This window comes from Lacisediminihabitans sp., assembly GCF_036404185.1.
GTDB lineage: Bacteria > Actinomycetota > Actinomycetes > Actinomycetales > Microbacteriaceae > Lacisediminihabitans.
In genome coordinates, this window is record NZ_DASWPB010000222.1 from 1 (window position 1) to 21,614 (window position 21,614).

The 21,614-nt window shown below is 67.5% G+C and carries 22 protein-coding genes and 1 pseudogene; 8 read left to right on the plus strand and 15 right to left on the minus strand.

Annotated features, from left to right (window positions below):
* From VGC18_RS15530 to VGC18_RS15545, 4 genes are all read right to left on the minus strand, one after another.
* Positions 1 to 968 (minus strand): dihydrolipoamide acetyltransferase family protein (locus VGC18_RS15530; RefSeq protein ID WP_331099052.1); only part of this gene is annotated, 968 nt, incomplete at its 3' end.
* Between the two features lie 17 nt (positions 969 to 985).
* Complete coding sequence (locus tag VGC18_RS15535) at positions 986 to 1,960, minus strand: alpha-ketoacid dehydrogenase subunit beta (RefSeq protein WP_331099090.1); 975 nt, start codon at positions 1,958 to 1,960, stop codon at positions 986 to 988.
* 8 nt (positions 1,961 to 1,968) lie between these two features.
* Positions 1,969 to 3,096, minus strand: a complete 1,128-nt coding sequence (locus VGC18_RS15540) for a thiamine pyrophosphate-dependent dehydrogenase E1 component subunit alpha (RefSeq protein ID WP_414672901.1) — start codon at positions 3,094 to 3,096, stop codon at positions 1,969 to 1,971.
* An 80-nt stretch (positions 3,097 to 3,176) separates the two neighbouring features.
* Positions 3,177 to 4,271 carry a histidinol-phosphate transaminase gene (locus VGC18_RS15545; protein WP_331099054.1) on the minus strand — a complete coding sequence of 365 codons (1,095 nt, stop codon included), beginning with the start codon at positions 4,269 to 4,271 and terminating at the stop codon, positions 3,177 to 3,179.
* A gap of 70 nt (positions 4,272 to 4,341) precedes the next feature.
* Between VGC18_RS15545 and VGC18_RS15550 the strand changes: the two genes are divergently transcribed.
* The gene (locus VGC18_RS15550; RefSeq protein ID WP_331099056.1) at positions 4,342 to 4,737 is read left to right on the plus strand and encodes a phage holin family protein; all 396 of its coding nucleotides are present in this window, start codon (positions 4,342 to 4,344) and stop codon (positions 4,735 to 4,737) included.
* Position 4,738: 1 nt separating this feature from the next.
* On the opposite strand, the gene VGC18_RS15555 is transcribed toward VGC18_RS15550, so the two are convergent.
* Both VGC18_RS15555 and VGC18_RS15560 read right to left on the minus strand, forming a co-directional pair.
* The gene (locus VGC18_RS15555; RefSeq protein ID WP_331099058.1) at positions 4,739 to 6,184 is read right to left on the minus strand and encodes a hypothetical protein; all 1,446 of its coding nucleotides are present in this window, start codon (positions 6,182 to 6,184) and stop codon (positions 4,739 to 4,741) included.
* Positions 6,174 to 6,461, minus strand: coding sequence for a hypothetical protein (locus VGC18_RS15560; protein WP_331099060.1), 288 nt, complete (start codon positions 6,459 to 6,461; stop codon positions 6,174 to 6,176). The genes VGC18_RS15555 and VGC18_RS15560 overlap by 11 nt, the downstream gene beginning before the upstream one ends.
* A 145-nt stretch (positions 6,462 to 6,606) precedes the next feature.
* Between VGC18_RS15560 and VGC18_RS15565 the strand changes: the two genes are divergently transcribed.
* Positions 6,607 to 7,131: a low molecular weight protein-tyrosine-phosphatase gene (locus VGC18_RS15565; RefSeq protein ID WP_331099062.1), complete on the plus strand. Its 525-nt coding sequence runs from the start codon at positions 6,607 to 6,609 to the stop codon at positions 7,129 to 7,131.
* A complete protein-coding gene (gene purB, locus VGC18_RS15570) occupies positions 7,128 to 8,513 on the plus strand; it encodes an adenylosuccinate lyase (protein ID WP_331099064.1) in 1,386 nt (461 codons plus the stop codon). Before VGC18_RS15565 ends, purB begins: the two co-directional genes overlap by 4 nt.
* 6 nt (positions 8,514 to 8,519) lie before the next feature.
* Here the strand turns inward: purB and VGC18_RS15575 are convergent, their stop codons facing one another.
* The 7 genes and pseudogenes from VGC18_RS15575 to rpsF all read right to left on the minus strand — a co-directional run.
* Complete coding sequence (locus tag VGC18_RS15575; protein ID WP_331099065.1) at positions 8,520 to 8,786, minus strand: hypothetical protein; 267 nt, start codon at positions 8,784 to 8,786, stop codon at positions 8,520 to 8,522.
* Entirely contained in the window at positions 8,783 to 9,424 is a 642-nt protein-coding gene (locus VGC18_RS15580) for a hypothetical protein (RefSeq protein WP_331099067.1), read from the minus strand. The genes VGC18_RS15575 and VGC18_RS15580 overlap by 4 nt, the downstream gene beginning before the upstream one ends.
* Before the next feature lie 121 nt (positions 9,425 to 9,545).
* Entirely contained in the window at positions 9,546 to 10,919 is a 1,374-nt protein-coding gene (gene dnaB, locus VGC18_RS15585) for a replicative DNA helicase (protein WP_331099069.1), read from the minus strand.
* Positions 10,920 to 11,397: 478 nt separating this feature from the next.
* Positions 11,398 to 11,850: a 50S ribosomal protein L9 gene (gene rplI, locus VGC18_RS15590; protein ID WP_331099071.1), complete on the minus strand. Its 453-nt coding sequence runs from the start codon at positions 11,848 to 11,850 to the stop codon at positions 11,398 to 11,400.
* A gap of 9 nt (positions 11,851 to 11,859) precedes the next feature.
* Entirely contained in the window at positions 11,860 to 12,123 is a 264-nt protein-coding gene (gene rpsR / locus VGC18_RS15595; protein ID WP_147784281.1) for a 30S ribosomal protein S18, read from the minus strand.
* A gap of 47 nt (positions 12,124 to 12,170) precedes the next feature.
* Positions 12,171 to 12,674: a single-stranded DNA-binding protein gene (locus VGC18_RS15600; RefSeq protein WP_331099076.1), complete on the minus strand. Its 504-nt coding sequence runs from the start codon at positions 12,672 to 12,674 to the stop codon at positions 12,171 to 12,173.
* A gap of 92 nt (positions 12,675 to 12,766) precedes the next feature.
* Positions 12,767 to 13,129: pseudogene (rpsF, locus tag VGC18_RS15605) on the minus strand (30S ribosomal protein S6); the annotation flags it as partial.
* A 143-nt stretch (positions 13,130 to 13,272) separates the two neighbouring features.
* Here rpsF and VGC18_RS15610 point away from each other — a divergent pair.
* The gene (locus VGC18_RS15610) at positions 13,273 to 14,343 is read left to right on the plus strand and encodes an inositol-3-phosphate synthase (RefSeq protein WP_331099078.1); all 1,071 of its coding nucleotides are present in this window, start codon (positions 13,273 to 13,275) and stop codon (positions 14,341 to 14,343) included.
* A 145-nt stretch (positions 14,344 to 14,488) separates the two neighbouring features.
* On the opposite strand, the gene VGC18_RS15615 is transcribed toward VGC18_RS15610, so the two are convergent.
* A complete protein-coding gene (locus VGC18_RS15615) occupies positions 14,489 to 15,919 on the minus strand; it encodes a CCA tRNA nucleotidyltransferase (RefSeq protein ID WP_331099080.1) in 1,431 nt (476 codons plus the stop codon).
* A 110-nt stretch (positions 15,920 to 16,029) separates the two neighbouring features.
* Here VGC18_RS15615 and VGC18_RS15620 point away from each other — a divergent pair, with 110 nt between their 5' ends.
* The 4 genes from VGC18_RS15620 to trxA all read left to right on the plus strand — a co-directional run bounded on the left by VGC18_RS15620 (position 16,030) and on the right by trxA (position 21,261).
* Positions 16,030 to 18,129, plus strand: coding sequence for a DUF6049 family protein (locus tag VGC18_RS15620; protein ID WP_331099082.1), 2,100 nt, complete (start codon positions 16,030 to 16,032; stop codon positions 18,127 to 18,129).
* Positions 18,126 to 19,820: a murein biosynthesis integral membrane protein MurJ gene (gene murJ / locus VGC18_RS15625; protein ID WP_331099084.1), complete on the plus strand. Its 1,695-nt coding sequence runs from the start codon at positions 18,126 to 18,128 to the stop codon at positions 19,818 to 19,820. Before VGC18_RS15620 ends, murJ begins: the two co-directional genes overlap by 4 nt.
* 106 nt (positions 19,821 to 19,926) lie before the next feature.
* Complete coding sequence (gene trxB / locus VGC18_RS15630; RefSeq protein ID WP_331099086.1) at positions 19,927 to 20,904, plus strand: thioredoxin-disulfide reductase; 978 nt, start codon at positions 19,927 to 19,929, stop codon at positions 20,902 to 20,904.
* 30 nt (positions 20,905 to 20,934) lie between these two features.
* Entirely contained in the window at positions 20,935 to 21,261 is a 327-nt protein-coding gene (gene trxA, locus VGC18_RS15635) for a thioredoxin (RefSeq protein ID WP_331099088.1), read from the plus strand.
* 6 nt (positions 21,262 to 21,267) lie between these two features.
* Here trxA and VGC18_RS16210 read toward each other — a convergent pair whose 3' ends face one another.
* Positions 21,268 to 21,369 (minus strand): cytochrome c oxidase subunit II transmembrane domain-containing protein, encoded by a 102-nt coding sequence (locus VGC18_RS16210; RefSeq protein ID WP_414672902.1) that lies wholly within the window; start codon positions 21,367 to 21,369, stop codon positions 21,268 to 21,270.
* Positions 21,370 to 21,614 lie beyond the last annotated feature (245 nt).

The window sequence follows — 21,614 nt, forward strand, 5'->3', positions numbered from 1 at the left end:
GCCTCCTTGATGTTCGGCACGATGAGGCCGCGCGGGGTGGCCGCGGCGATGCCGAGGTTCACGTAGTGCTTGACGATGATCTCCGAGTCCGTCCACTGGGCGTTCACCGTGGGGTTGCGGCGCACGGCCCAGATCATCGCCTTCGCCATGATGAGCAGCGGGGAGACCTTCACCCCGGCGAAGTCGGCGGAGTTCTTGAGCCTCCTGACGAATTCCATCGTCCGCGTCGCATCCACGTCGACGAACAGGCTGACGTGCGGCGCGGTGAACGCGCTCGACACCATGGCCGTCGCGATCGCCTTGCGCACGCCCTTGACCGGGATGCGCTCGTCGCGGTCGTCCCCCCACTCCGGCGTCTCGATGTTGCGGAACAGGCTCGCCTGCGAGGCGTGACGGATGACGTCGTCCCTGGTGATCTCACCGGCGAGGCCGGTCGGGTCCACCGCGGCGAGGTCAACGGCGAGGTCCTTGGCGAGCTTGCGAATGGGGGGCTTGGCGATGATGGCCAGGGCGGATGCCGCGGGCACGGATGCGGGTCTGCTCGCCGGCTGCGCGGGGGCAGGGACGGCGGACGTAGCAGCCGAACGCCTCGAGGAGACGTGTCCCTTGATGCCGTAACCGACGAGCACGGCGTCCTGCACCGGTTCGGCCGGCTCCGGTGAGATGCTCGCCGCGGTGTCGATGACCGTCTCAACCTCCTGTACCGGGTCGGGATCCGCATCCGCGTCTCCGGAGGAGACCGAGATGATGGGCGTCCCGACCTCGACCGTCGTGCCCTCCTCGACGAGGATCGCGGTGACCACACCCTCGAACGGCGAGGGCAGCTCCACGAGCGACTTGGCCGTCTCGATCTCCACCAACACCTGGTTGATCGCGACGGTGTCGCCGACCTTCACCCTCCAGACCACGATCTCCGCCTCGGTGAGGCCCTCGCCGACATCCGGCAGAGTGAATTCTGAGCTGCTCATGACTGGTTCCTGAACTCCTAGTAGGCCAAGGTTCGGTCGACGGCCTCGAGGATGCGATCGGCATCGGGAAGGTAGACGGTCTCGAGCTTCGCGGGGGGAAACGGGGTGTCGAAGGCGGTCACGCGGAGCACGGGCGCCTCGAGCGAGTAAAAGGCCTTCTCGGTGACCGTGGCGGCGATCTCCGAGGAGACGCTCACAAATCCCGGCGCCTCCGAGGCGACGACGAGCCTTCCGGTCTTCTGCACGGAGGCGACGATCGGCTGGTAGTCGATGGGGGAGAGCGACCTGAGGTCGATGACCTCGACGCTTGTGCCCTCCGCGGCGGCGAGCTCCGCCGCCTGCAGGAGCACGTGCACCATCGCGCCGTGCCCGACGAGGGTGACCTCCGTGCCGGTCCTGACGACCCGGCTGGCGTGCAGGGGGGTCGCGCTCGCGGCGAGGTCGACGGGGCCCTTGTTCCAGTACCGGCTCTTCGGCTCGAAGAACATCACCGGGTCGTTCGAGCGGCAGGCCTCCTGGATCATCCAGTAGGCGTCGTTCGGCGTGCTCGGGCTGACCACGCGCAGGCCGGGGGTGTGAGCGAAGTACGCCTCCGGGCTCTCCTGGTGGTGCTCGACGGCGCCGATGTGGCCGCCGTACGGCACCCGGATGACGACGGGCATCGTGATCTGGCCCTCGTGCCGGTTGGTGAGCTTGGCGAGCTGAGTGGTGATCTGATCGAAGGCCGGGAAGATGAAGCCGTCGAACTGGATCTCGCACACCGGGCGGTAACCGCGCATGGCCAGGCCGATCGCCGTGCCGACGATGCCGGACTCGCCGAGCGGCGTGTCGAACACCCGGTTCGTGCCGAAGTCGGCCTGCAGCCCCTCCGTCACGCGGAAGACGCCGCCGAGCGGGCCGATGTCCTCGCCCATCAGCAGCACCCTGTCGTCGTCCTCGAGTGCCTTGCGCAGGCCGGCGTTCAGGGCGCGCCCGAGTGCGAGCTCCGTCATCTCGGCGTTCACGCGTTCGCTCCGAATGACGCCTCGTAGTCGGTGAGCCAGCGCTTCTGCACGTCCATGAGCGGATGCGGCTCGGAGTAGACGTGGTCGAAGATCACGTCCGTCGTCGGGGCTCCCAGCTCGAGGGTGCGGCGGCGCAGGTCGGCGGAGGAGTCCTCGGCCTCCGTCGCCACCTCGGCGAAGAACGCGTCGCCCTCTCCCCGCGAGCGCAGGAACGCCTCGAACCGCCGGATCGGGTCTCTGCCGACCCAGGTGTCCAGCTCGCGGGTGTCGCGGTACTTGCTCGGGTCGTCGCTGGTCGTGTGCGCCCCGACGCGATAGGTGAGCGCCTCGATCATCCGCGGTCCGCCGCCCGCGCGGGCCTCCTCGAGGTTCTTGCGCGTCACGGCGTAGCTCGCCAGAACGTCGTTGCCGTCGACCTGGATGCCGGGGACGCCGAATCCGCCCGATCGCCGGTAGAGGGGGATCCTCGACTGCACCCCGACCGGCACCGAGATGGCCCATTGGTTGTTCTGCAGGAAGAAGACCTGGGGGGTCTGGAAGCTGGCGGCGAAGACGAGCGCCTCGCTCACGTCGCCCTGGCTGGTCGCCCCGTCGCCGAAGTAGACGACGACCGCCTGGTCGGTCTCCGGATCGCCCGTCCCGGTGACCCCGTCGAGGGTGAGGCCCATCGCATAGCCGGTGGCGTGGAGCGCCTGCGAGCCGAGCACGAGGGTATAGAGGTGGAAGTTGTTGTTCTCCGCCGGATTCCAGCCGCCGTTCGAGACTCCGCGCATGAGCGCGACGATGCCCAGGATGTCCAGACCGCGGATCAAGCCGACCGCGTGCTCGCGGTAGGAGGGGAAGAGATGGTCCTGCACCCGCGCGGCGCGTGCGGATCCAACCTGCGCCGCCTCCTGGCCGTGGCTCGGTGGCCAGAGCGCGAGCTGGCCCTGTCGCTGCAGGTTGGTCGCCTCGAGATCGAAGCGGCGGGTCACGACCATGTCGCGGTGGAACTGTCGCAGCTCGTCGTCGCCGAGCGCTTCAATAAAGGGAAGGTACTCGTCGTTCGTCTCATCGGATCGGAACGATCCATCCGCGGAGAGGAACTGCACCGCCGCCGGCTCTGGCCGCGCGTTGTCCGCCACGGTGACCTCGCATCCTGTTTCTGCGCTGACCCCATCGGCCCGGCGTTCGGAATCCAGCGCCGGGAGCGGCACCAAGGTCTCTAATCTAACGCGGGTGCACCGGCCGAACTTGTTAGGTTGCCGACAACCTCCTGGGCCGCCTTTAGGAGTTTATCGACAGACTCCGATTCGCCGATCGAGATGCGGATGCCCTCGGGGGCGAACGGTCGGACCACGAGGCCGTGCCTTTCGAAGACCTCCGTCGCCTCCACCGTGCGCTCGCCCGTCGGCAGCCAGACGAAGTTCCCCTGCGGCACAGGGACGGACCAGCCCTGGTCGACCAGTGCGGACCAGACCCGGTCGCGAAGCACCGCTATTCTCGCCACCCGCTCCAGCAGCACGTCCTCGTGGAGGAGCGAGACGAGGGCGGCCCGCTGGGATGGCTCGGTCACCGACAACGGGATCGCGGTGCTGCGCGCGGCGTCCAGGATGTATTCGGGTCCGACGGCATAGCCGATGCGGAGTCCGGCCAGACCGTACGCCTTCGAGAAGGTCCGCAGAACGACCAGATTGGGGTAACGGCCGGTCAGCGCCCTGCCGTCGACCGCACTCGGGTCGGTCACGAACTCCGCGTACGCCTCGTCGAGCAGCACGAGGACATCGGCCGGGACGCGCCCCATGAACCGCGTGAACTCCTCCGCCGTGACGATGGTGCTACTCGGATTGTTCGGGGTGCAGACGATGACGACGCGGGTGCGGTCGGTGATCGCGGCGGTCATGGCGAACAGATCGTGCCGGCCGTCCGCGGTGACCGGGACCTGCACGCTCGACGCGCCGGCGACGGAGACCAGCCCCGGATACGCCTCGAAGGACCGCCAGGCGTAGAGCACCTCGTCTCCCGCGCCCGCAGCGGCCTGGATGAGCTGGGCGATGATGGCCACGGAGCCGGCACCGAGATGCACCTGTCCCGCACTCACGCCGAATCGCTCCGCGATCGCCCCCCGCAGCTCGAGACCGGTTGCGTTGGGATAGCGGTTCACCCCGGATGCGCCGACGATCGCCTCGATCACCTCGGGGATGGGCTCGAAGGGGTTCTCGTTCGAGGAGAGCTTGAAGGCGTCGTCGGATGCCGGCTTGCCCTGGCGATAGGCGGCGAGCGCCACGATCTCCGGGCGGAGCTTCACGGGAATGGTCACCGCTCCAGCCTAAACGTGCGGCGCGATCGGACCGATTGCGCCGGCGGCCCGCGCACGGGATAGTTGTGGCATGAGATTCCTGGTGCGCCTCCTGATCAACGCGATCGCCCTGTGGCTGACGACGCTTCTTGTCGCCGGGGTCCACGTCGTCCCCTTCGCGCCGGGCGACACCCTCGCCTGGGTGCTCACCTATCTGCTCGTGGCGCTCGTCTTCGGCATCGTCAACGGCGTGCTCGGCAGCATCATCCGTGTCGTCGCCTTCCCCCTCTACATCCTCACGCTCGGCCTCATCGCGCTGCTGGTGAACGCCCTGCTGCTGCTCCTGGTGAGCTGGATCACCTCCCTCCTCGGTTTCGGGCTCGTCATCGACGGGTTCTGGTGGGGTGTGCTCGGCGCAATCGTGCTCGCCGTGCTCAGCTGGCTCATCGGCATCCTCATCCGGCCCCTCATCGGCGGGAGGCGCTGAGCTAACCGCCGTCCGGTAGCCGCCTGGCCAGATATCTGGTCGACTCGACGGCGGTCGCCGGCCCGCAGAGGGTGGTGAACCGGCCGAGCGCCTCCGTCAGCCGGGGATCGTCAGAACCGTCGGCCAGCCGCGCGGTCTGCCGATACGCATCCAGCTGGTGCGCGGGGAAGGCGACCTCCGTCGGCACCGGCACCCCCACATAGAGCTCCCGCCTGACGAGGATCGGCTCGGAGGTGGTCCAGGTGCCGCCGAGTGCGGGGACGAGGTCGTCCGTGTGCTCCAGGGCGACCCAGGGGATGTCGTGCGGGACCTCCACCTGCGCGGCTGGGGCCCCGAGGGTGTAGAGGCCGGCGACGTTGTAGTCGCCGGAGGCGGCCAGCTGGGCCGCGAGCAGGCCGCCCTGCGAATAGCCGTCGAACATGACCGGGCTCGACGGCTCGATCCCGGCCGCGTCCATGGCCTCCTCGACGGCGCGAAGGGACGCGGATGGTGCCCCGGCGAGCGCATCGATGTTGCTGGTCATGTCCCAGGGATCGTCACCCGCGGTGAGGGAGAAGTCGTGGGTTCCGCCGATGTAGACCTCGAACCGGTCCGGCCGTCCCTCGTCGCGATAACGGTCGATCCTGACCTGGGCCGCACCGTCCGGGATGCGTGCGGCGCGGTCCTCGTAGCCACTCGGCGCCCGGACGGCCTGCGGCTCTGCCGCGGCGAGGCTCACCTCGTCGCCCTTGAGTGACGCGCCGGCGCCGATGAGCACCGCCACGGCGGCCGCGGAGGTGTCGAGTCCCGCCAGGCCGAGGCCCTCGTCGCCGAGGGCGCGGGCGAGGTCGGGGGGCAGCCGGAGCAGACCGGCGCCCACGTCGTCGACGCTCATCACGAGCATCCGGACGAAGGCCACGGTGCGCGGGTCGGTCAGGGCGGTGCTGTGCTTGCGGGCCCAGCCGGGAAGCGCGGCGAACAGCGCCCTCCGCTGCCGATCCGGCAGCAAGCCGATGACGGCGGCGAGCGCGCCGCCCAGGCCGAGGACGACGGGCAGAAGATGCACGGCGACGAGGGGGAGGACGAGGCCGAACGCCCAGCCGAAGCGGGCCGAGAGCTCCTGGGCGAGCCGTTCGGCGGTGTGCTCCGTGAGCGCGTAGCCCTCCGCGGAGAGCTCCACGCTCTCCCGCAGCCGCTCCGCCCGCCGTAGCGCCGCCGTGAGGAGGCGGACGGCGTCGGCGAGGTCGCGTTCCCCCGGGGCCGGCGACCAGGCGTCGTCGGTCGACGGGCCATGCCGCCAGGGAGCGGCCCACGACGACCGGAGCGGGACGGTTCGGTCGAGGGCGGCTGTGGTGGCGAGGATGCCGCGCAGGTCGAGCTCGAGACTCCCGAGCTCGGTGGCGAGGACGCGAAGCTGGTCGGTGTCGACGATGAGGGGGCCGCCGACCGTGATCGGCTCATCGGACACCGGAGGGCAGCGTCCCGAGGATGGCCCTCTCCCTGTCCAGGGCGCCGCGGAGCGCCGTCTCCGCCGCCGCCAATTCGGCGCTCAGCACGCCGACGGCCGCCTGATACCGTCGGTGACCTTCTCCCGCCCAGGTCGCCACCTCCAGCGTGCGTCGGCTCGATCCGACGAGCGTCTCGAGCCGTTCGACCAGCGCCTCCAGGAGGTACACCCTCCTGACCACCTCGTCGAGCTGCCCCGGCCAGGCGCCGAGACCCCGGGGGAACCCTGTGTCGTCCATGCCGCCTCCTCTCGCCTCCACCCTGCCGTCCCTCACCGAGGGAGGAGGGTTCGATGTCGACATCCGGGGATCCGCGGCGAAGGGGCTTGCCTGTGTGGGAGGGGAAGGATGTGGCCGCGGCGGTGATCTGCGGGACAATGGAGCCATGAGCTTCGACCGCACCCTCGACGAGTCGGCGTTGTTCAGGCTCTGCTTCGTCTGCACGGGCAACATCTGCCGCTCGCCGATGGCCGAGACCGTCTTCCGCCACCAGGTCACGAGCGCCGGCTACGAGGGCGCCGTGACGGTCATGTCCGCGGGCACGGGGGACTGGCACGTCGGCGAGCACTCCGATGCCCGCACCATCGCCGCCCTGTCCGCCCACGGGTACGACGGATCCAGGCATCGTGCCAAGCAGTTCGATCCCGACTGGTTCGCCAACCTCGACCTCGTCGTCGTCTTCGACCGCACCCAGGAGCGGATCCTGCGCGGCTGGGCGAGCACGGAGCAGGACCGCGGCAAGGTGCAGCTGCTGCTGAGCTTCGACAGCAGGCAGGCGGCCCAGGTGGACGTCCCAGACCCGTATTATTCCGACGCCGCGATGTTCGACAGCGTCCTCGGGATGATCGAACAAGCCAGCGCGGCGCTCTTCCGCCAAATTGAGCCAGGAATCCGACGGGGAGTCTCGTGAGCCCACTGCCAGAACAACCACTCAGCCCGCTCGACGGCCGCTATCGCGCCACCGTCGCCGGGATCGGCGAGCACCTGTCCGAGGCGGGACTCAACCGCGCCAGGCTGCTGGTGGAGATCGAGTGGCTGCTGTATCTGACCGATCATGAGCTGTTCGGCTCGAGCCGGCTGTCACCGGAGCAGGCGAGGGCGCTGAGGCGCATCGTCGCCGACTTCGGGCAGGACGACATCGACGAGCTCGCGGCCCTCGAGGCGACGACCCGCCACGACGTCAAGGCCGTCGAGTACTTCGTCCGCCGCCGGCTGGCGGACCTCGGATTGACGGATGTCGCGGAGCTGACTCATTTCGCCGCGACGAGCGAGGACATCAACAACCTGTCATACGCCATCACCATCGGCGCCGCCGTGCGCGAGGTGTGGCTGCCGAAGCTCGAGCGAGTGGTCGACGCCCTGTACCGGCGCGCGGTCGACCACAGGGCGGATGCCATGCTCGCCCACACCCACGGACAGCCGGCGACGCCGACCACGGTGGGCAAGGAGTTCGCCGTCTTCGTCGCCCGGCTGCGGCGGATCGTCGGCCAGATCGAGGGGACAGAGTACCTCGGCAAGTTCAGCGGGGCGACGGGGACCTTCGCCGCGCACGTCGCCGCCGATCCGTCGCAGGACTGGCCGGCCATCTCCCGGGAGTTCGTCACCTCGCTCGGGCTGGACTGGAATCCGCTCACCACCCAGATCGAACCGCACGACTGGCAGGCGGAGCTCTACCAGCGGATCGCCCACGCGAACCGGGTGCTGCACAACCTGTGCACCGACATCTGGACCTACATCTCGATGGGCTATTTCACCCAAATCCCCCAGGCGGGGACGACCGGCTCCTCGACGATGCCGCACAAGATCAACCCGATCCGCTTCGAGAACGCCGAGGCGAACCTCGAGCTCTCCTGCGCACTGCTCGATTCGCTCGCGGCAACCCTCGTCACCTCCCGCCTCCAGCGCGATCTCACCGACTCGACCACGCAGCGCAACGTCGGCGTCGCGCTGGGGCACTCGATGCTCGCCCTCGACAACATCCTGCGTGGCCTCGACGAGATCGCCGTCAACCGCCAACGACTCGACGAGGACCTGGACTCCAACTGGGAGGTTCTCGGCGAGGCCATCCAGACCGTGATCCGGGCGGAGGTGACCGCGGGCGGCAGCTCGATCGCCGATCCGTACGCCATGCTCAAGGAGTTGACCCGCGGACGACGGGTGGGACAGGCGGAACTGGCGGCCTTCGTGCAGGGCCTCGACATCCGGGACGAGGCGAAGGCGAGGCTCCTCGCGCTCACGCCTGCCGGATACGCCGGGCTCGCGAGCGCTCTCGTGGACTACGCCGCCCGCTGAGAGGCCTCAGCGGCCGTTCTGCCCCTCGTGGTTCTGCTCGTCGAGATCGGTCTTCTCGGCCTCCGTTGGCTTGACGGCGAGCGAGAGCATCGCGAGCACCACGAGCGAGACGATGAAGGCCACACCGAAGAAGACGAGGGCGAGGATGGGCTCTCGGGTGGTCAGCAGCACGACGAGGCCGACGAAGACGGCGACGATCGCGGCCATGACGACGAACTCCAGCGGCCGCAGCCGATCGTGACGGCTCGGTCTCGGCTGGGTCGGGGTGGTCACGATCTCGTCTCGCTCTCTGCCGACGTCGCCGGAGCGACGACACGTGCTGATTGGGTTCCCCACTTCGCCGACAGCCCGGCGATCACCAGGTAGACGGCCGAGATCGCGCCATAGACGCCGAGCAGGCCGACGACGGTGACCGCCGCATCCAGCACCCGGGTGACATGGTCGGGACCGGTGTAGCTCTGACTGTAGCCCGGGGGGATGAGAAGAAAGACGACGGCGGCGACAACAGTGAGACCACCGACCGTGAGCCAGTCCACGGATGCGACGAAGCGGTGCCGAGCGCGCAGCCCGCTGTACAGCTCGAGGAATCCGGTGATCGCCGCGAACGCGGTCACGAGCAGGAACAGGACACGGACGCCGCCGCCGTTGAGACAGAGCGCGAGCACCCCGGCCACCAGGGTGATCAGCCCCTGGGCGATCATGAAGGAGCGCACCCGGGAACCACGCAGGCGCAGCCACGCCATCCCGGCGATCGCAAGTCCGCTGAGGACTCCGAAGCCGCCGAACGCCAACAGTCCGAATCGGGCGGAGTGATCGGCGGAGAACGTGATCAGCAGCGCGAGCCCGGCGGCGGGAATCGCCCTGACGATCGGCACCGGCCAGTAGGCGGCTCGCTGTGCTGAGTTGGTCATCCCCGAATCCGCGGGGCCGGAATCGTCCTGTGTGGCGGCCACGGGACCTCTTTCTCGCTCGGCAACGCAGGCCAGTTTACGCTGCCGTCCCGGTCGGCCACGGACGGCGAACGGGCCGCGATCAGATCGCCGCCATGTCCTGGAACCGGGAGAAATGGCCCTGGAAGGCGACGGTGATGGTCCGGGTGGGGCCGTTGCGGTGTTTCGCCACAATGAAGTCAGCCTCCCCGGCGCGCGGGTTGTCTTTCTCGTAGGCGCTCTCGCGGTGCAGCAGGATGACCATGTCCGCGTCCTGCTCGAGCGAACCGCTCTCTCGCAGATCGGACAGCGCGGGCATCTTGTCCGAGCGCTGCTCCGGACCGCGGTTGAGCTGGGACAGCGCGATCACGGGGACCTGGAGCTCCTTGGCAAGCAGCTTGAGGGCTCTGGAGAACTCGCTCACCTCCTGCTGGCGCGACTCGACCCGCTTGCCGGAGGTCATCAGCTGCAGATAGTCGATGATGACCATCTTCAGGCCGACCTTCTGCTTAAGCCTGCGGCACTTCGCCCTGATCTCGACCAGGGTCATGTTCGGGCTGTCGTCGATGTACAGGGGGGCATCGTTGATGCGACCGCGGGTGCTCGCGATGGTCGTCCAGTCCCTGGTGTCGACGGTGCCCTTACGCATGTTCTGCAGGGGGACGGAGGCCTCGGCGGAGAGCAGGCGCATCGCGATCTCCGAGCGGCCCATCTCGAGGGAGAAGATGATAGACGGCATGTCGTGCTTGATGGATGCCGCGCGCGCGAAGTCCAAGGCCAGGGTCGACTTGCCGAGTGCTGGGCGGGCGGCCACGATGATCAACTGGCCGGGGTGCAGGCCGTTTGTCAGCTCGTCGAGCTCGGCGAAGCCGGTCGGAACACCGGTCAGGGAACCGTCACGGCCCTTCGCGGCCTCGATCTCGTCGATCGCCGTCGTGACGGCGACGGTGAGGGGGACGAAGTCTTCGGCCTCCACGCCGCCGGTGACGCCGTAGATCTCCGCCTGGGCGTTGTTGACGAGATCGACGACCTCGCCCTCGCTCGCATAACCCATCTGCACGATGCGGGTTCCGGCCTCGACCAGACGACGCAGCACCGCCTTCTCGGCAACGATGGTCGCGTAGAAGCCCGCGTTCGCGGCCGTCGGAACCAGGCCGGTGAGCGTGTGCAGGTACTCCGCGCCGCCCGCCCTGGTGATCTCGCCGGTCTTGGTCAGCTCGTCGGTGACGGCGATGACGTCGGTCGGCTCACCGTGCGAATACAGCGACAGGATCGCGTCGAAGATGATCTCGTGTTTCGGGATGTAGAAGTCGACGGCACGCACGGACTCCACAACGTCGGCGACGGCGTCCTTGCTGAGAAGCATCCCACCGATCGCGCTCTGCTCCGCGAGGAGGTCGTGCGGGGGAGTGCGATCCGACTGCCGCCCCTCGGAGGCCCTCTGCTCCGTTGCGAGTCCCAGATGGGCGATCGACATGTCTCAGCTCCCTCCAGCTTCGCGCTAGACCTTCATCCTCGTGCCCGACGGCGCTCTTCGGCATGACGCCACGGTCAGGATCGGTTATATCCCCGGCATCCGACATTCCACCCCGCGCCGATGCCAGCGACCCGCATCCTCGAAAGGCCAAGGTCAACCATAGGAATCAGCGGGGCACCCCACCAACTCGGCCTGTGGATAAACATGTGGGGGAATCGGGCGAAACGCCGGGCTTCGTGTGAGCAAGCTGTGCACTCAACTGTTAGCAACTTATCAATCTCATCGACTTTGTGGCTTCTGACCAGGGATTTATCCGAGTTCTCCCTGTGTGTAGAAACATGTTTACAGTTGCGGTTGAGACTTCGTACCGCGGGCACTGTGCTGTGTACAACGCCGTGGAAAACACCCCGGCAAATGTCACTAAAAAAGGGGGTAGCGGCCGGCTGAAGCCGGCTGCTACCCCCTTCGGGAGCGAACGTTACTTCGCCGCGACCACCTGAACGGTGATGGTCGCGACCAGGTCATCGCGCAGGCGAACGGTCGCCTCGTGCTGACCGGTCGCCTTGATGGGCGAGGAGATCTCGATCTTGCGCTTGTCGACGGTTCCGAGGCCAGAGGCCGCGACGGCATCCGCGATGTCGGTCGTCTTGACCGACCCGAAGAGCCGGCCGCCGGCTCCGGCCTTGACCGTCAGCTTCACGACGGTGGCCTCGAGCTTGGCCTTGAGGTCCTGCGCCTCCTCGATGGTGGCGTGCTCGCGGGCGACGCGGGCCGCCTTGATCGAGTCGACCTGCTTCTCACCACCGCGGGTCCACGCGACGGCGAAGCCCTGCGGAATGAGATAGTTGCGGCCGTAGCCGTTCTTGACGTCGACGACGTCTCCTGGGGCACCGAGGCCGGTGACCTCGTGCGTGAGAATCAACTTGGACATGTCGGGCTCCTAACGGCCTGAGCCGGCGTAGGGAAGCAGTGCCATCTCGCGTGCGTTCTTGACGGCACGGGCGATGAGGCGCTGCTCCTGCACGGAGACACCGGTGATGCGGCGAGCGCGAATTTTTCCCCGCTCGGAGATGAACTTGCGAAGAGTGGCGACGTCCTTGTAGTCGATGACGCCGACGCGAATGGACTTCGCCGGGGCGGCGTTCTTGCCGCCCTTGATCGTGCGGAGAGGCTTACGGCGATCGCCGCTGCTCTTTCCAGCCATGGTTTTCCTGCTTTCGGTAAGGAGATGAAGAAGTGGGGCGAGACCGGTTAGAAGGGCGTCTCGTCGTTGTAGCTGCCCGGCGTGTTCCACACGTCGCCAGAGGCGGCAGGGCTTGATGGAGCCGAGGCAGCCCACGGCTCGTCCGCCACTTGACCGCGTCCGCCGCCTGCCCCGCCCTCGCGGGAGGAGGAGGTACGGGTCACCTGGGCGGTCGCGTACCGCAGGCTCGGGCCGATCTCGTCGACCTCGAGCTCGATGCTGGTGCGCTTCTCACCCTCTTTGGTCTCGTACGAGCGCTGCTTGAGCCGACCGGTGGCGACGACCCGCGAACCCTTGGTGAGGGATCCGGCGACGTGCTCGGCGAACTCGCGCCAGACGCTCGCGCGCAGGAACAGCGCCTCGCCATCCTTCCAGTCGTTGCTCGCCCTATCGAAGCTGCGCGGCGTGGATGCGATGGTGAAGTTGGCAACCGCCAACCCGTTCTGCGTGTACCGCAGCTCCGGATCGCTCGTGAGGTTGCCCACCACGGTGATTACGGTTTCGCCGGCCATGGCTACTCGGCGCTCGCGACTGCCGCCGCGGGGGCGGAGGGGGTTGCGGTGACGGGAGCGGCCGCGATGTCCGCCGCCTTGGAGGCGGTGCCGGCCTTCGCCGGAGCCGCGGCCTTGCGGGCCGCCTTTTCCGCGGAGAGCTTCGCGGCCTCCGCGACCTGGGCGATCGCCTCTTCGGCGCGCAGCACCTTGGTGCGCATGACGGCCTCGCTGAGCTTCAGCTGGCGGTCGAGCTCGACGGTGGCGTCGGGGTTGGCGGTCAACGCGACGACCGCGTAGATACCCTCGGCCTTCTTGTTGATCTCGTAAGCAAGCCGGCGACGGCCCCAGATGTCGACCTTGTCGATGGTTCCGCCGTCATTGCGAATGACGTTGAGGAACTTATCGAGACTGGGGGCAACGGTTCGCTCATCGATCTCTGGATCGAGAATTACCATTAGTTCGTACTGATGCATAACTAACCCACCTCCTCTGGACTAGAACGGCCACAGACGATCTGTGGCAGGAGGGTTTTGGCATCGTTGTCCGGCCCGAAGGCCTACGACAACCTGCCTAGTGTAGTCAGTTCTCACCGCATCTATCAAGGAGCTCCACACCCATGACCCTCAGGGTTGCCATCGCCGGCGTCGGAAACTGCGCAAATTCGCTCATCCAGGGCGTCACCTTCTATCGCGAAGCCGACGGGGACGACATCGTCCCCGGGCTCATGCACACCCGTTTCGGCAAGTACGCCGTCGGTGACATCTCCTTCGTGGCGGCGTTCGACGTCGACGCGGCAAAGGTCGGCCTCGATCTGTCGGAGGCGATCTGGGCGAGCGAGAACAACACCCTCCGCTTCGCGACGGTCGAGCACACCGGGGTCACTGTCCAGCGCGGCCCGACCCTCGACGGGCTCGGCGAGTACTATCGCGAGACCATCCAGGAGTCGGATGCGCCGGTCGTCGACGTCGCCGCCGCCCTTCGCGCATCCGGTGCAGAGGTGCTGGTCTGCTACCTGCCCGTCGGCTCGGAGAACGCGGCACGCCACTACGCCCAGGCGGCCCTCGACGCCGGCGTGGCCCTCGTCAATGCGCTCCCGGTCTTCATCGCCAGCGACCCGGTCTGGGCGGCGAAGTTCACCGACGCCGGCATCCCGATCGTCGGGGACGACGTCAAGAGCCAGCTGGGGGCGACCATCACCCACCGGGTGCTCGCCCGCCTCTTCGAGGAACGCGGTCTGGTGCTCGACCGCACCTATCAGCTCAACGTGGGCGGCAACATGGACTTCAAGAACATGCTCGAACGCAAGCGACTCGAATCGAAGAAGATCTCCAAGACCCAGTCGGTCACGAGCAACATCGACGCGACGATCGACCCCCACAACGTGCACATCGGGCCGAGCGACCACATCCCGTGGCTCGACGACCGCAAGCTCGCCTTCGTGCGGTTGGAGGGCCACGGCTTCGGAAACGCCCCGACCTCGCTCGAGTACAAGCTCGAGGTCTGGGACTCACCCAACTCCGCCGGGGTGGTCATCGACGCCATCCGGGCAGCCAAGATCGCGCTCGACGCCGGGATCGGCGGACCGCTCGAGGCGGCATCCGCCTACCTGATGAAGAGCCCGGCGAAACAGTATCCGGACCCGGTCGCCCGCGAGCTGCTCGAGCACTTCATCCGCGATCACGCCTGACCCCGCCCCGCATACAAAGAGGAACGTCGCGGTGTTTCGTCGACGGCGCGGCCGCATATGACAGGCGCGCTGTCGACGAAACACCGCGACGTCGGAAGGGGGCCGCAGGCAGCGGGCAGCAGGCGGGCGGGGGCCGAGGCGGGGCTCAGGAGGGGCGGGATGCCCACCAGGCGCGCAGGCGCTCTGTCGCGGCATCCGTCCCCAGCGGCCCCTGCTCCAGGCGCAGCTCGAGCAGGAAGCGGTAGGCCTCCCCGACCTCACGACCGGGACGGATGCCCAGGATGGCCATGATCTGCTCTCCGTCGAGGTCCGGCCGGATGGCGGCGAGCTCCTCCTCCTCGCCGAGGGCGGCGATGCGGGCTTCCAGATCGTCGTAGGCGAAGGCGAGATGGTCGGCCTTGCGCCGGTTCCTGGTCGTCACGTCGGCCCTGGTGAGGATGTGCAGGCGCTCGAGCAGCGGCCCGGCGTCGCGCACGTATCGCCGGACGGCGGAATCGGTCCAGGCCCCGTCCGTGTATCCGAAGAACCTCAGGTGCAGTTCGATCAGCCTCGACACCGCGGCGACGGTGTCGTTGTCGTACCGCAGCTCCCGCAACCGCCTCTTGGCGAGCTTCGCCCCCGCGACGTCGTGATGGTGGAAGGTGACCACTCCGCCGGGCTCGGTCCGCTTCGTGGCGGGCTTGCCGATGTCGTGCAACAGCGCGGCCAGCCGGAGGATGAGGTCGGGGCGCTCGCCAGGGTGCCGGGAGGACTCCAGGTCGATCGCCTGGTCGAGCACGGTGAGGCTGTGCTCGTAGACGTCCTTATGGTGGTGATGCTCGTCGATCTCGAGGCGGAGCGCCGGCAGCTCTGGCAGGACCTGAGCCGCGAGCCCGGTGTCGACGAGCAGCCGGAGACCAGGACCCGGTGCCCCGCTCGTGAGCAGCTTGCCGAGCTCGTCGCGAACGCGTTCGAGCGAGACGATCGAGATACGGTCGGCGAGCGCTCGCATCGCCCGCTCGGTCGGCTCGGCGACGGTGAAGCCGAGCTGGGAGACGAACCTGGCCGCCCGCATCATCCGGAGAGGATCGTCCCCGAACGAGTCCTCCGGCGAACCGGGGGTCGTCAGCCGGCCGGCGACCAGGTCCTCGAGGCCACCGGATGGATCGACGAGGATGCGCTCCGGCAGCCGAAGCGCCATCGCATTGACGGTGAAGTCGCGGCGGACGAGATCGCCCTCGAGGGAGTCGCCGAACTCCACGATCGGCTTGCGAGTCTCGCCGTCGTAGGCATCCGATCGGTAAGTGGTGATCTCGACGGTATGCCCGTCGATGCGCGCACCGATCGTGCCGAAGGCCCGCCCGATGTCCCAGTGGGCCTCCGAGATCGGTTTCAGGATGGCCAGCGTCCGGTCCGGCGAAGCGTTCGTCGTGAAGTCGAGATCGCTGAGCTCGCGGTCCAGGAAGGCATCGCGCACCGAGCCGCCGACCAGCGCGAGCTCGAACCCCGCCGCGGTGAAGGCCTCCGCCAGGCGCGAGATGTGCGGTGACCCTGCCAGGTCCGACAGTCGCTGAACGGCCGAGGCGACGCTTTCCATGGCAGCAAGCCTACTGGCGCCCTGGCCGCCGGCCTCAGCCGGGGCCAAGCACCGAGACCCTAGAATCTCTTCAGGACAGCCGAGCGGAATCAGCGGCCAATCCATTGCCTATGAGACTCTTCACATTCCTGATCACGCTGGCCATGGCCACGGGGGTCCTCGTGCTGCCCGCTCAGGCTCGGGCGGCCGACGCATCCGATGCCTCCAAGGTCACGGCGACCTTCGCCCCGGAGAACCTCGGTGTGCTGACCCCCGGCCAGGACCTGACGCTGGACGGGGTCATCTCGAATGCGACGGCAAGCGGGATGCCCGCCGGGATCGCCACGGTCTACCTGAACCGGACGGCCGTCTCCTCCAGGACGGACCTCGCCGCCTGGCTGAGCGCGGAGGCCGACCCCGGCGATCGGCTCGGCACGCAGGTGCTGCAGGTCGATATCCCCGAGATCCCCGCCGGCCGGACCTACAACACCCAGCTGACCGTTCCCGCGAGCGCCCTCAACCTCGGCTCCGCGTGGGGCGCCAGGACCGTCGCCGTCCGGATCGCCTCCGGCGATTCCGAGCTCGAGGTGACGCACACCAGCGTGGTGTGGAACCCGGGAGGGGATGTGCCGAAGACCCGACTCGCCGTCGCTACGCCGCTGACCATCCCCGCCGGCACCGACGGGCTCATCCCCGCCGACCAGCTCGCGAACTACACGTCCACGGGCGGGCTGCTCAGCCGCGAGCTCAGCGAGGCGATCGACACGGATGCCGCGATCGCCGTCGATCCGCGGATCATCGCCTCCATCAGGATCCTCGGCGACACGGTCCCCGCCTCTGCCAAGAGCTGGCTCGAGCAGCTCGGAGCGGCGACCAACGATACCTTCGCGCTCAGCTACGCGGACTCGGACCTCGCCGGCGCGAGCCAGGCCGGCGCCATGCGTACCCTCGACCCGAGCTTCGTGATCGACCCCAAACTGTTCCCGGACGCGACGGTCGCGCCGACACCGACGTCCGATGACAGCACACCGACGCCGACGCCCACGCCGACCGGGCCTCCCCAGCAGACGGTTCCGGATGCCGCTGCCCTCATGAAGTTCGACTACACGATCCCCACGGTCGCCTGGCCGGCCGACGACACGGTCGTCCCCGCCGATCTCACCGGCTTCGCCTCGAACGGGTACACGACCACCATCCTCTCCTCAAGCAATCTGTCCTTCGGCGATCTCGGCTACACGCCCACGGCCGCCGCCAAGGTCGGTGACCAGAGCGTTCTCGTCTCCGACGCCGCGCTGTCCTCGCTCGTGCGCACCGCCACGGAGGCCTCGACGGACATCGAATGGAAGAGCGCGATGGCCGGACTGTCTGCGACGCTCGCCGTGGTGGGCAGGGAGCGCCCGACCGACTCCCGGATCCTGCTCGCGACCCTCGACCGGACCTCGCCCGGCGCCCAGTTCTCGCTCTCCAGGACCCTCCAGGCGGTCTTCGGCCTCGGCTGGGCCGCCCCGGCCGCGCTGACCGATCTCACCACCCAGACGAGCCAGGTCGGGGCGACCGTGACCGCGAAGCCCGAGCCGGCCGCGCGAGTGGCTCAGGTCAAGGGGCTCCTCGACTCCGAAGCGAGCGTCGGCGGTTTCTCCTCGATCCTCGCCGACCCGACCGTCCTCACCGCCGAGCGCAGGCAGAGCCTGCTCGCGCTGCTCTCCAACTCCTGGTCGGTCGACGACGCCTGGGGCGCCGCCGTCCAGAAGTACCTGACCAAGTCCACCAAGATCCTCGGTTCCGTCACCATCGCCGCCGGCGGCTCCCTGTTCGTTCCCGCGGACAGGATCAATCTGCCCGTGACCGTGAACAACGATCTCGCCTGGCCGATCAGCGTCGTCGTGACCGCCCGCTCGCCGAATGGAATCCTCAACGTGGTGACGAACAGCGTGAACCTCACGGTCGAGGCCGACTCCCAGGCCAAGGGATACATCCCCGTGAAGTCGCTGGCCAACGGCAAGGTCGCCGTGCGGACGAGCCTGGCCAGCCCCACGAACGTGCCCATCGGACAGGAGACCCGGCTCAACGTCGAGGTGCAGGCGCAGTGGGAGTCCGCCTTCACCGGGACCGTCGCGGTCATCGTCATCCTGGTGTTCGGCCTCGGCATCTGGCGCAACATTGCAAAGCGCCGCAAGCGGCGGGCGGCCGCGGCTGCCACGCCGGACGACGCAGAGAGCCCGACTCCGTGAGCGACCCGGCCGGATCGCCGGCCGCCCAGGACGAGCCGGCGACCGAGGCGGTGTCGGCGGCGGGAATGGGGCGGGCGAGCGCGATCCTCGCCGCGGGAACCGTGGTCTCCCGGGTGCTCGGATTCGTGCGGACCATCGTGCTCGCCGCGACGATCGGCACGGCCGCCGCCGGCGACGCCTTCGCCGTCGGAAACCAGCTGCCCAACAACATCTATGCGCTGATCGCCGGCGGGGTGCTGAGCGCCGTGCTCGTCCCGCAGATCGTGCGGGCCACCGCGAACCGGGATGGCGGCCAGCAGTTCGTCAACCGCATCGTCACCCTGGGGATGGTGCTGTTCGGGGTCGTGACGCTCGCCGCGACGCTCGCCGCCCCCGCCCTGGTCAACCTCTACGCCTCCTCGGCGGCGCAGGGACGCGGGTTCACCCCCGATGCCCTCGCGCTCTCCACGGCGTTCGCCTACTGGTGTCTGCCGCAGGTGTTCTTCTACGGGCTGTACAGCCTGCTGAGCGAGGTGTTGAACGCCAGGCGCATCTTCGGCCCCTTCACCTGGGCACCGATTCTCAACAACCTGGTGAGCCTCGCCGGGCTCGTGGCCTTCATGCTCCTGTTCGGGGCCAGGGACGGCAACCAGCTCGTCTCCGACTGGGACACGGGCAGGATCGTGCTCCTCGGCGCGACGACCACGGCCGCCGTCGCCGCCCAGGCGCTTGTGCTCTTCCTGTTCTGGCGGCGGGCGGGGCTGCGCTACCGGCCGGACTTCCACTGGCGGGGGGTCGGTCTCGGCGCGACGGGGCGGGCGGCCGGCTGGCTGTTCGGCATGGTGCTGGTCACCCAGGTCGCCGGGATCTTCCAGAGCCGCGTGGCCTCGCAGGCCTCAGGACACGACGCCTCCGTCGTGGTGCTGCAGAACTCGTGGCTCATCTTCATGCTGCCCTTCTCGATCATCGCGGTCTCGATCGTCACCGCCTACTTCACCCGGATGAGCGGCCACGGCGGATCCGGCGATCTCGCCGGCGTGCAGGCGGATGCCTCCGAGGCGTTGCGGTCCATCGGGCTGCTCATCGTGTTCGCCGCCGTCGCGCTCTCGGTCGTGGCGTATCCCTTCGCCCGGTTCTTCACCCCCGCGTTCGTCGACGTCAGCGCGATGGGCAACGTCATCCTGTCCTTCATGCCCGGCCTGATCCTGTACACCGTGCTGTTCGTTCTCCAACGGGTGTTCTACTCGCTCAGCGACACCAGGACCCCGTTCCTCGTCCAGTGCATCCAGTCCGCCCTGTTCATCGTCGGGGCCCTGGCCTGCTCCGCGCTCCCCAAGGAGTGGATCGCCGTCGGTCTGGCCGGAGTGACCACAGTCACCTTCGGGATCCAGGCGGTCATCACCGTCTTCCTCACGCGGCGTCGGATCGGCGGCCTCGGCGGGATCGTCGTGCTGGTGCGCTACCTGCAGTACCTCGGGATGTCGCTCGTCGCCGGGGCCGTCGGCCTCGTGGTGCTTATTCTGCTCGGGGGAGCCTCGGCAGATGGCTTCGGGCAGTCCGGCCGCGCGGCCGCGATCGTCACGGTCGTCGTCACCGGCCTGGTGATGAGCGGCGTCTACCTCGGGCTGCTCGGCCTGTTCCGCAACCCGGAACTGGCCGCGGTGACCTCCGTCATCGGCGCCAGGTTCCGCAGAGGACGCCGGCCGCGATAGGCCATCGCCCCTTCCCCTGCCGAGGAATAGTGTGCGAATAGGATGTGTTGTACCCGGCAGCTGGAACGGTGGAGACCGAGCCAGCATCATTCAAGGAGATGCTTCTTTGCGCCAGACCATCATCATCGGCTCGGGTCCCGCCGGGTACACGGCAGCCATCTACGCCGCGCGCGCCAGCCTGAGGCCGCTGCTCATCGCCAGTTCCGTCGAGGCGGGCGGCGAGCTCATGAAGACGACAGAGGTCGAGAACTATCCCGGGTTCCCCGAGGGTATCCAGGGCCCCGATCTGATGGCGGCCTTCGAGGCTCAGGCCAGGCGGTTCGGGACGGACATCGTCCTCGACGACGTCGTCTCGCTTGACCTGACCGGCCAGGTCAAGAAGGTCACCCTGGGCAACGGTCAGACCCACGAGGCACTGTCGGTCATCTTCGCGACCGGGTCCGCGTACCGCAAGCTGGGCCTCGCCGATGAGGAGCGTCTCAGCGGCCACGGGATCTCCTGGTGCGCCACCTGTGACGGCTTCTTCTTCCGCCAGAAGACGATCGCCGTCGTCGGCGGCGGCGACTCCGCCATGGAGGAGGCGACCTTCCTCACCAAGTTCGCCGACAAGGTCTACCTGATCCACCGCGGTGACAGCCTGCGCGCCTCCAAGGCCATGCAGCAGCGGGCCTTCGACAACCCGAAGATCGAGTTCCTCTTCAACAAGACGGTGGAGCATGTCTACGGCGACGCCGCCGTGACCGGGGTCGGCCTGCGCGACACGATCGACGGGTCGGAGACGACCCTCGACCTGAGCGGGCTGTTCGTCGCCATCGGTGCCGACCCGCGCACACACCTTGTCCACGGCCAGCTGTCCATGAATCCGGATGGCACGATCGCGGTCGAGGGGCGCAGCTCGCGGACCAACCTCCCGGGCGTCTTCGCCGCCGGAGACGTGCTGGACCCGACCTATCGCCAAGCGGTCACGGCCGCCGCATCGGGAACGGTCGCCGCCCTCGATACCGAGGAATACCTGGCGTCCCTTCCCAAAGACCTGCTCGCGACGGCGACCGCCGACGCCGAGCCGCAAACCGTCCTCGCCTAGCGCCGGACCCCACCGAAAGAGAGACCAGAAATGTCCACTGCAAAAGACGTGACCGACGCCAGCTTCCAGGCCGACGTGCTCGACTCGGAGAAGCTTGTCCTCGTCGACTTCTGGGCGGAATGGTGCGGCCCGTGTCGCGCCGTCAGCCCCATCCTCGATCAGATCGCGACGGAGCACTCCGACAAGATCGAGCTGGTCAAGGTGAACGTCGACGACAACATGGGCATCGCCGCCAAGTACCAGATCACCTCCATTCCCGCCATGAAGCTGTTCAAGGCCGGCGAGGTCGTCAAGAGCGTCATCGGCGCCAAGCCGAAGCCGGCCCTCGAGGCCGATTTCGCCGAGTGGCTTAAGTAGGCTTATTCAACTTACACTAAATAAAATTATAACCAAATCAAACATAATGTTATCATCTAATTCAACTAATCCTTCCATTTGTGGAGTAGCACTATCCTGAAAATACAGACCTCATGGTCTAGGTGCATCACAATTGTAATGTAGACTTAAAGACAAAAAATTTAACATATATATTCTTTTTTTTCTTTTTTTTTCTCTTTTTAAGAAAAACTCAAAAATACAAAAGGGCAGCCTAATGACCGCCCTTTATCATAGAATTATCAGAATTTATTTACTCAGTTCCGCAAAGTACTTGTGAAACAGGGGTAAAGTTTCGATGCCTTTATAATAATTACAGATATCATATTTCTCAT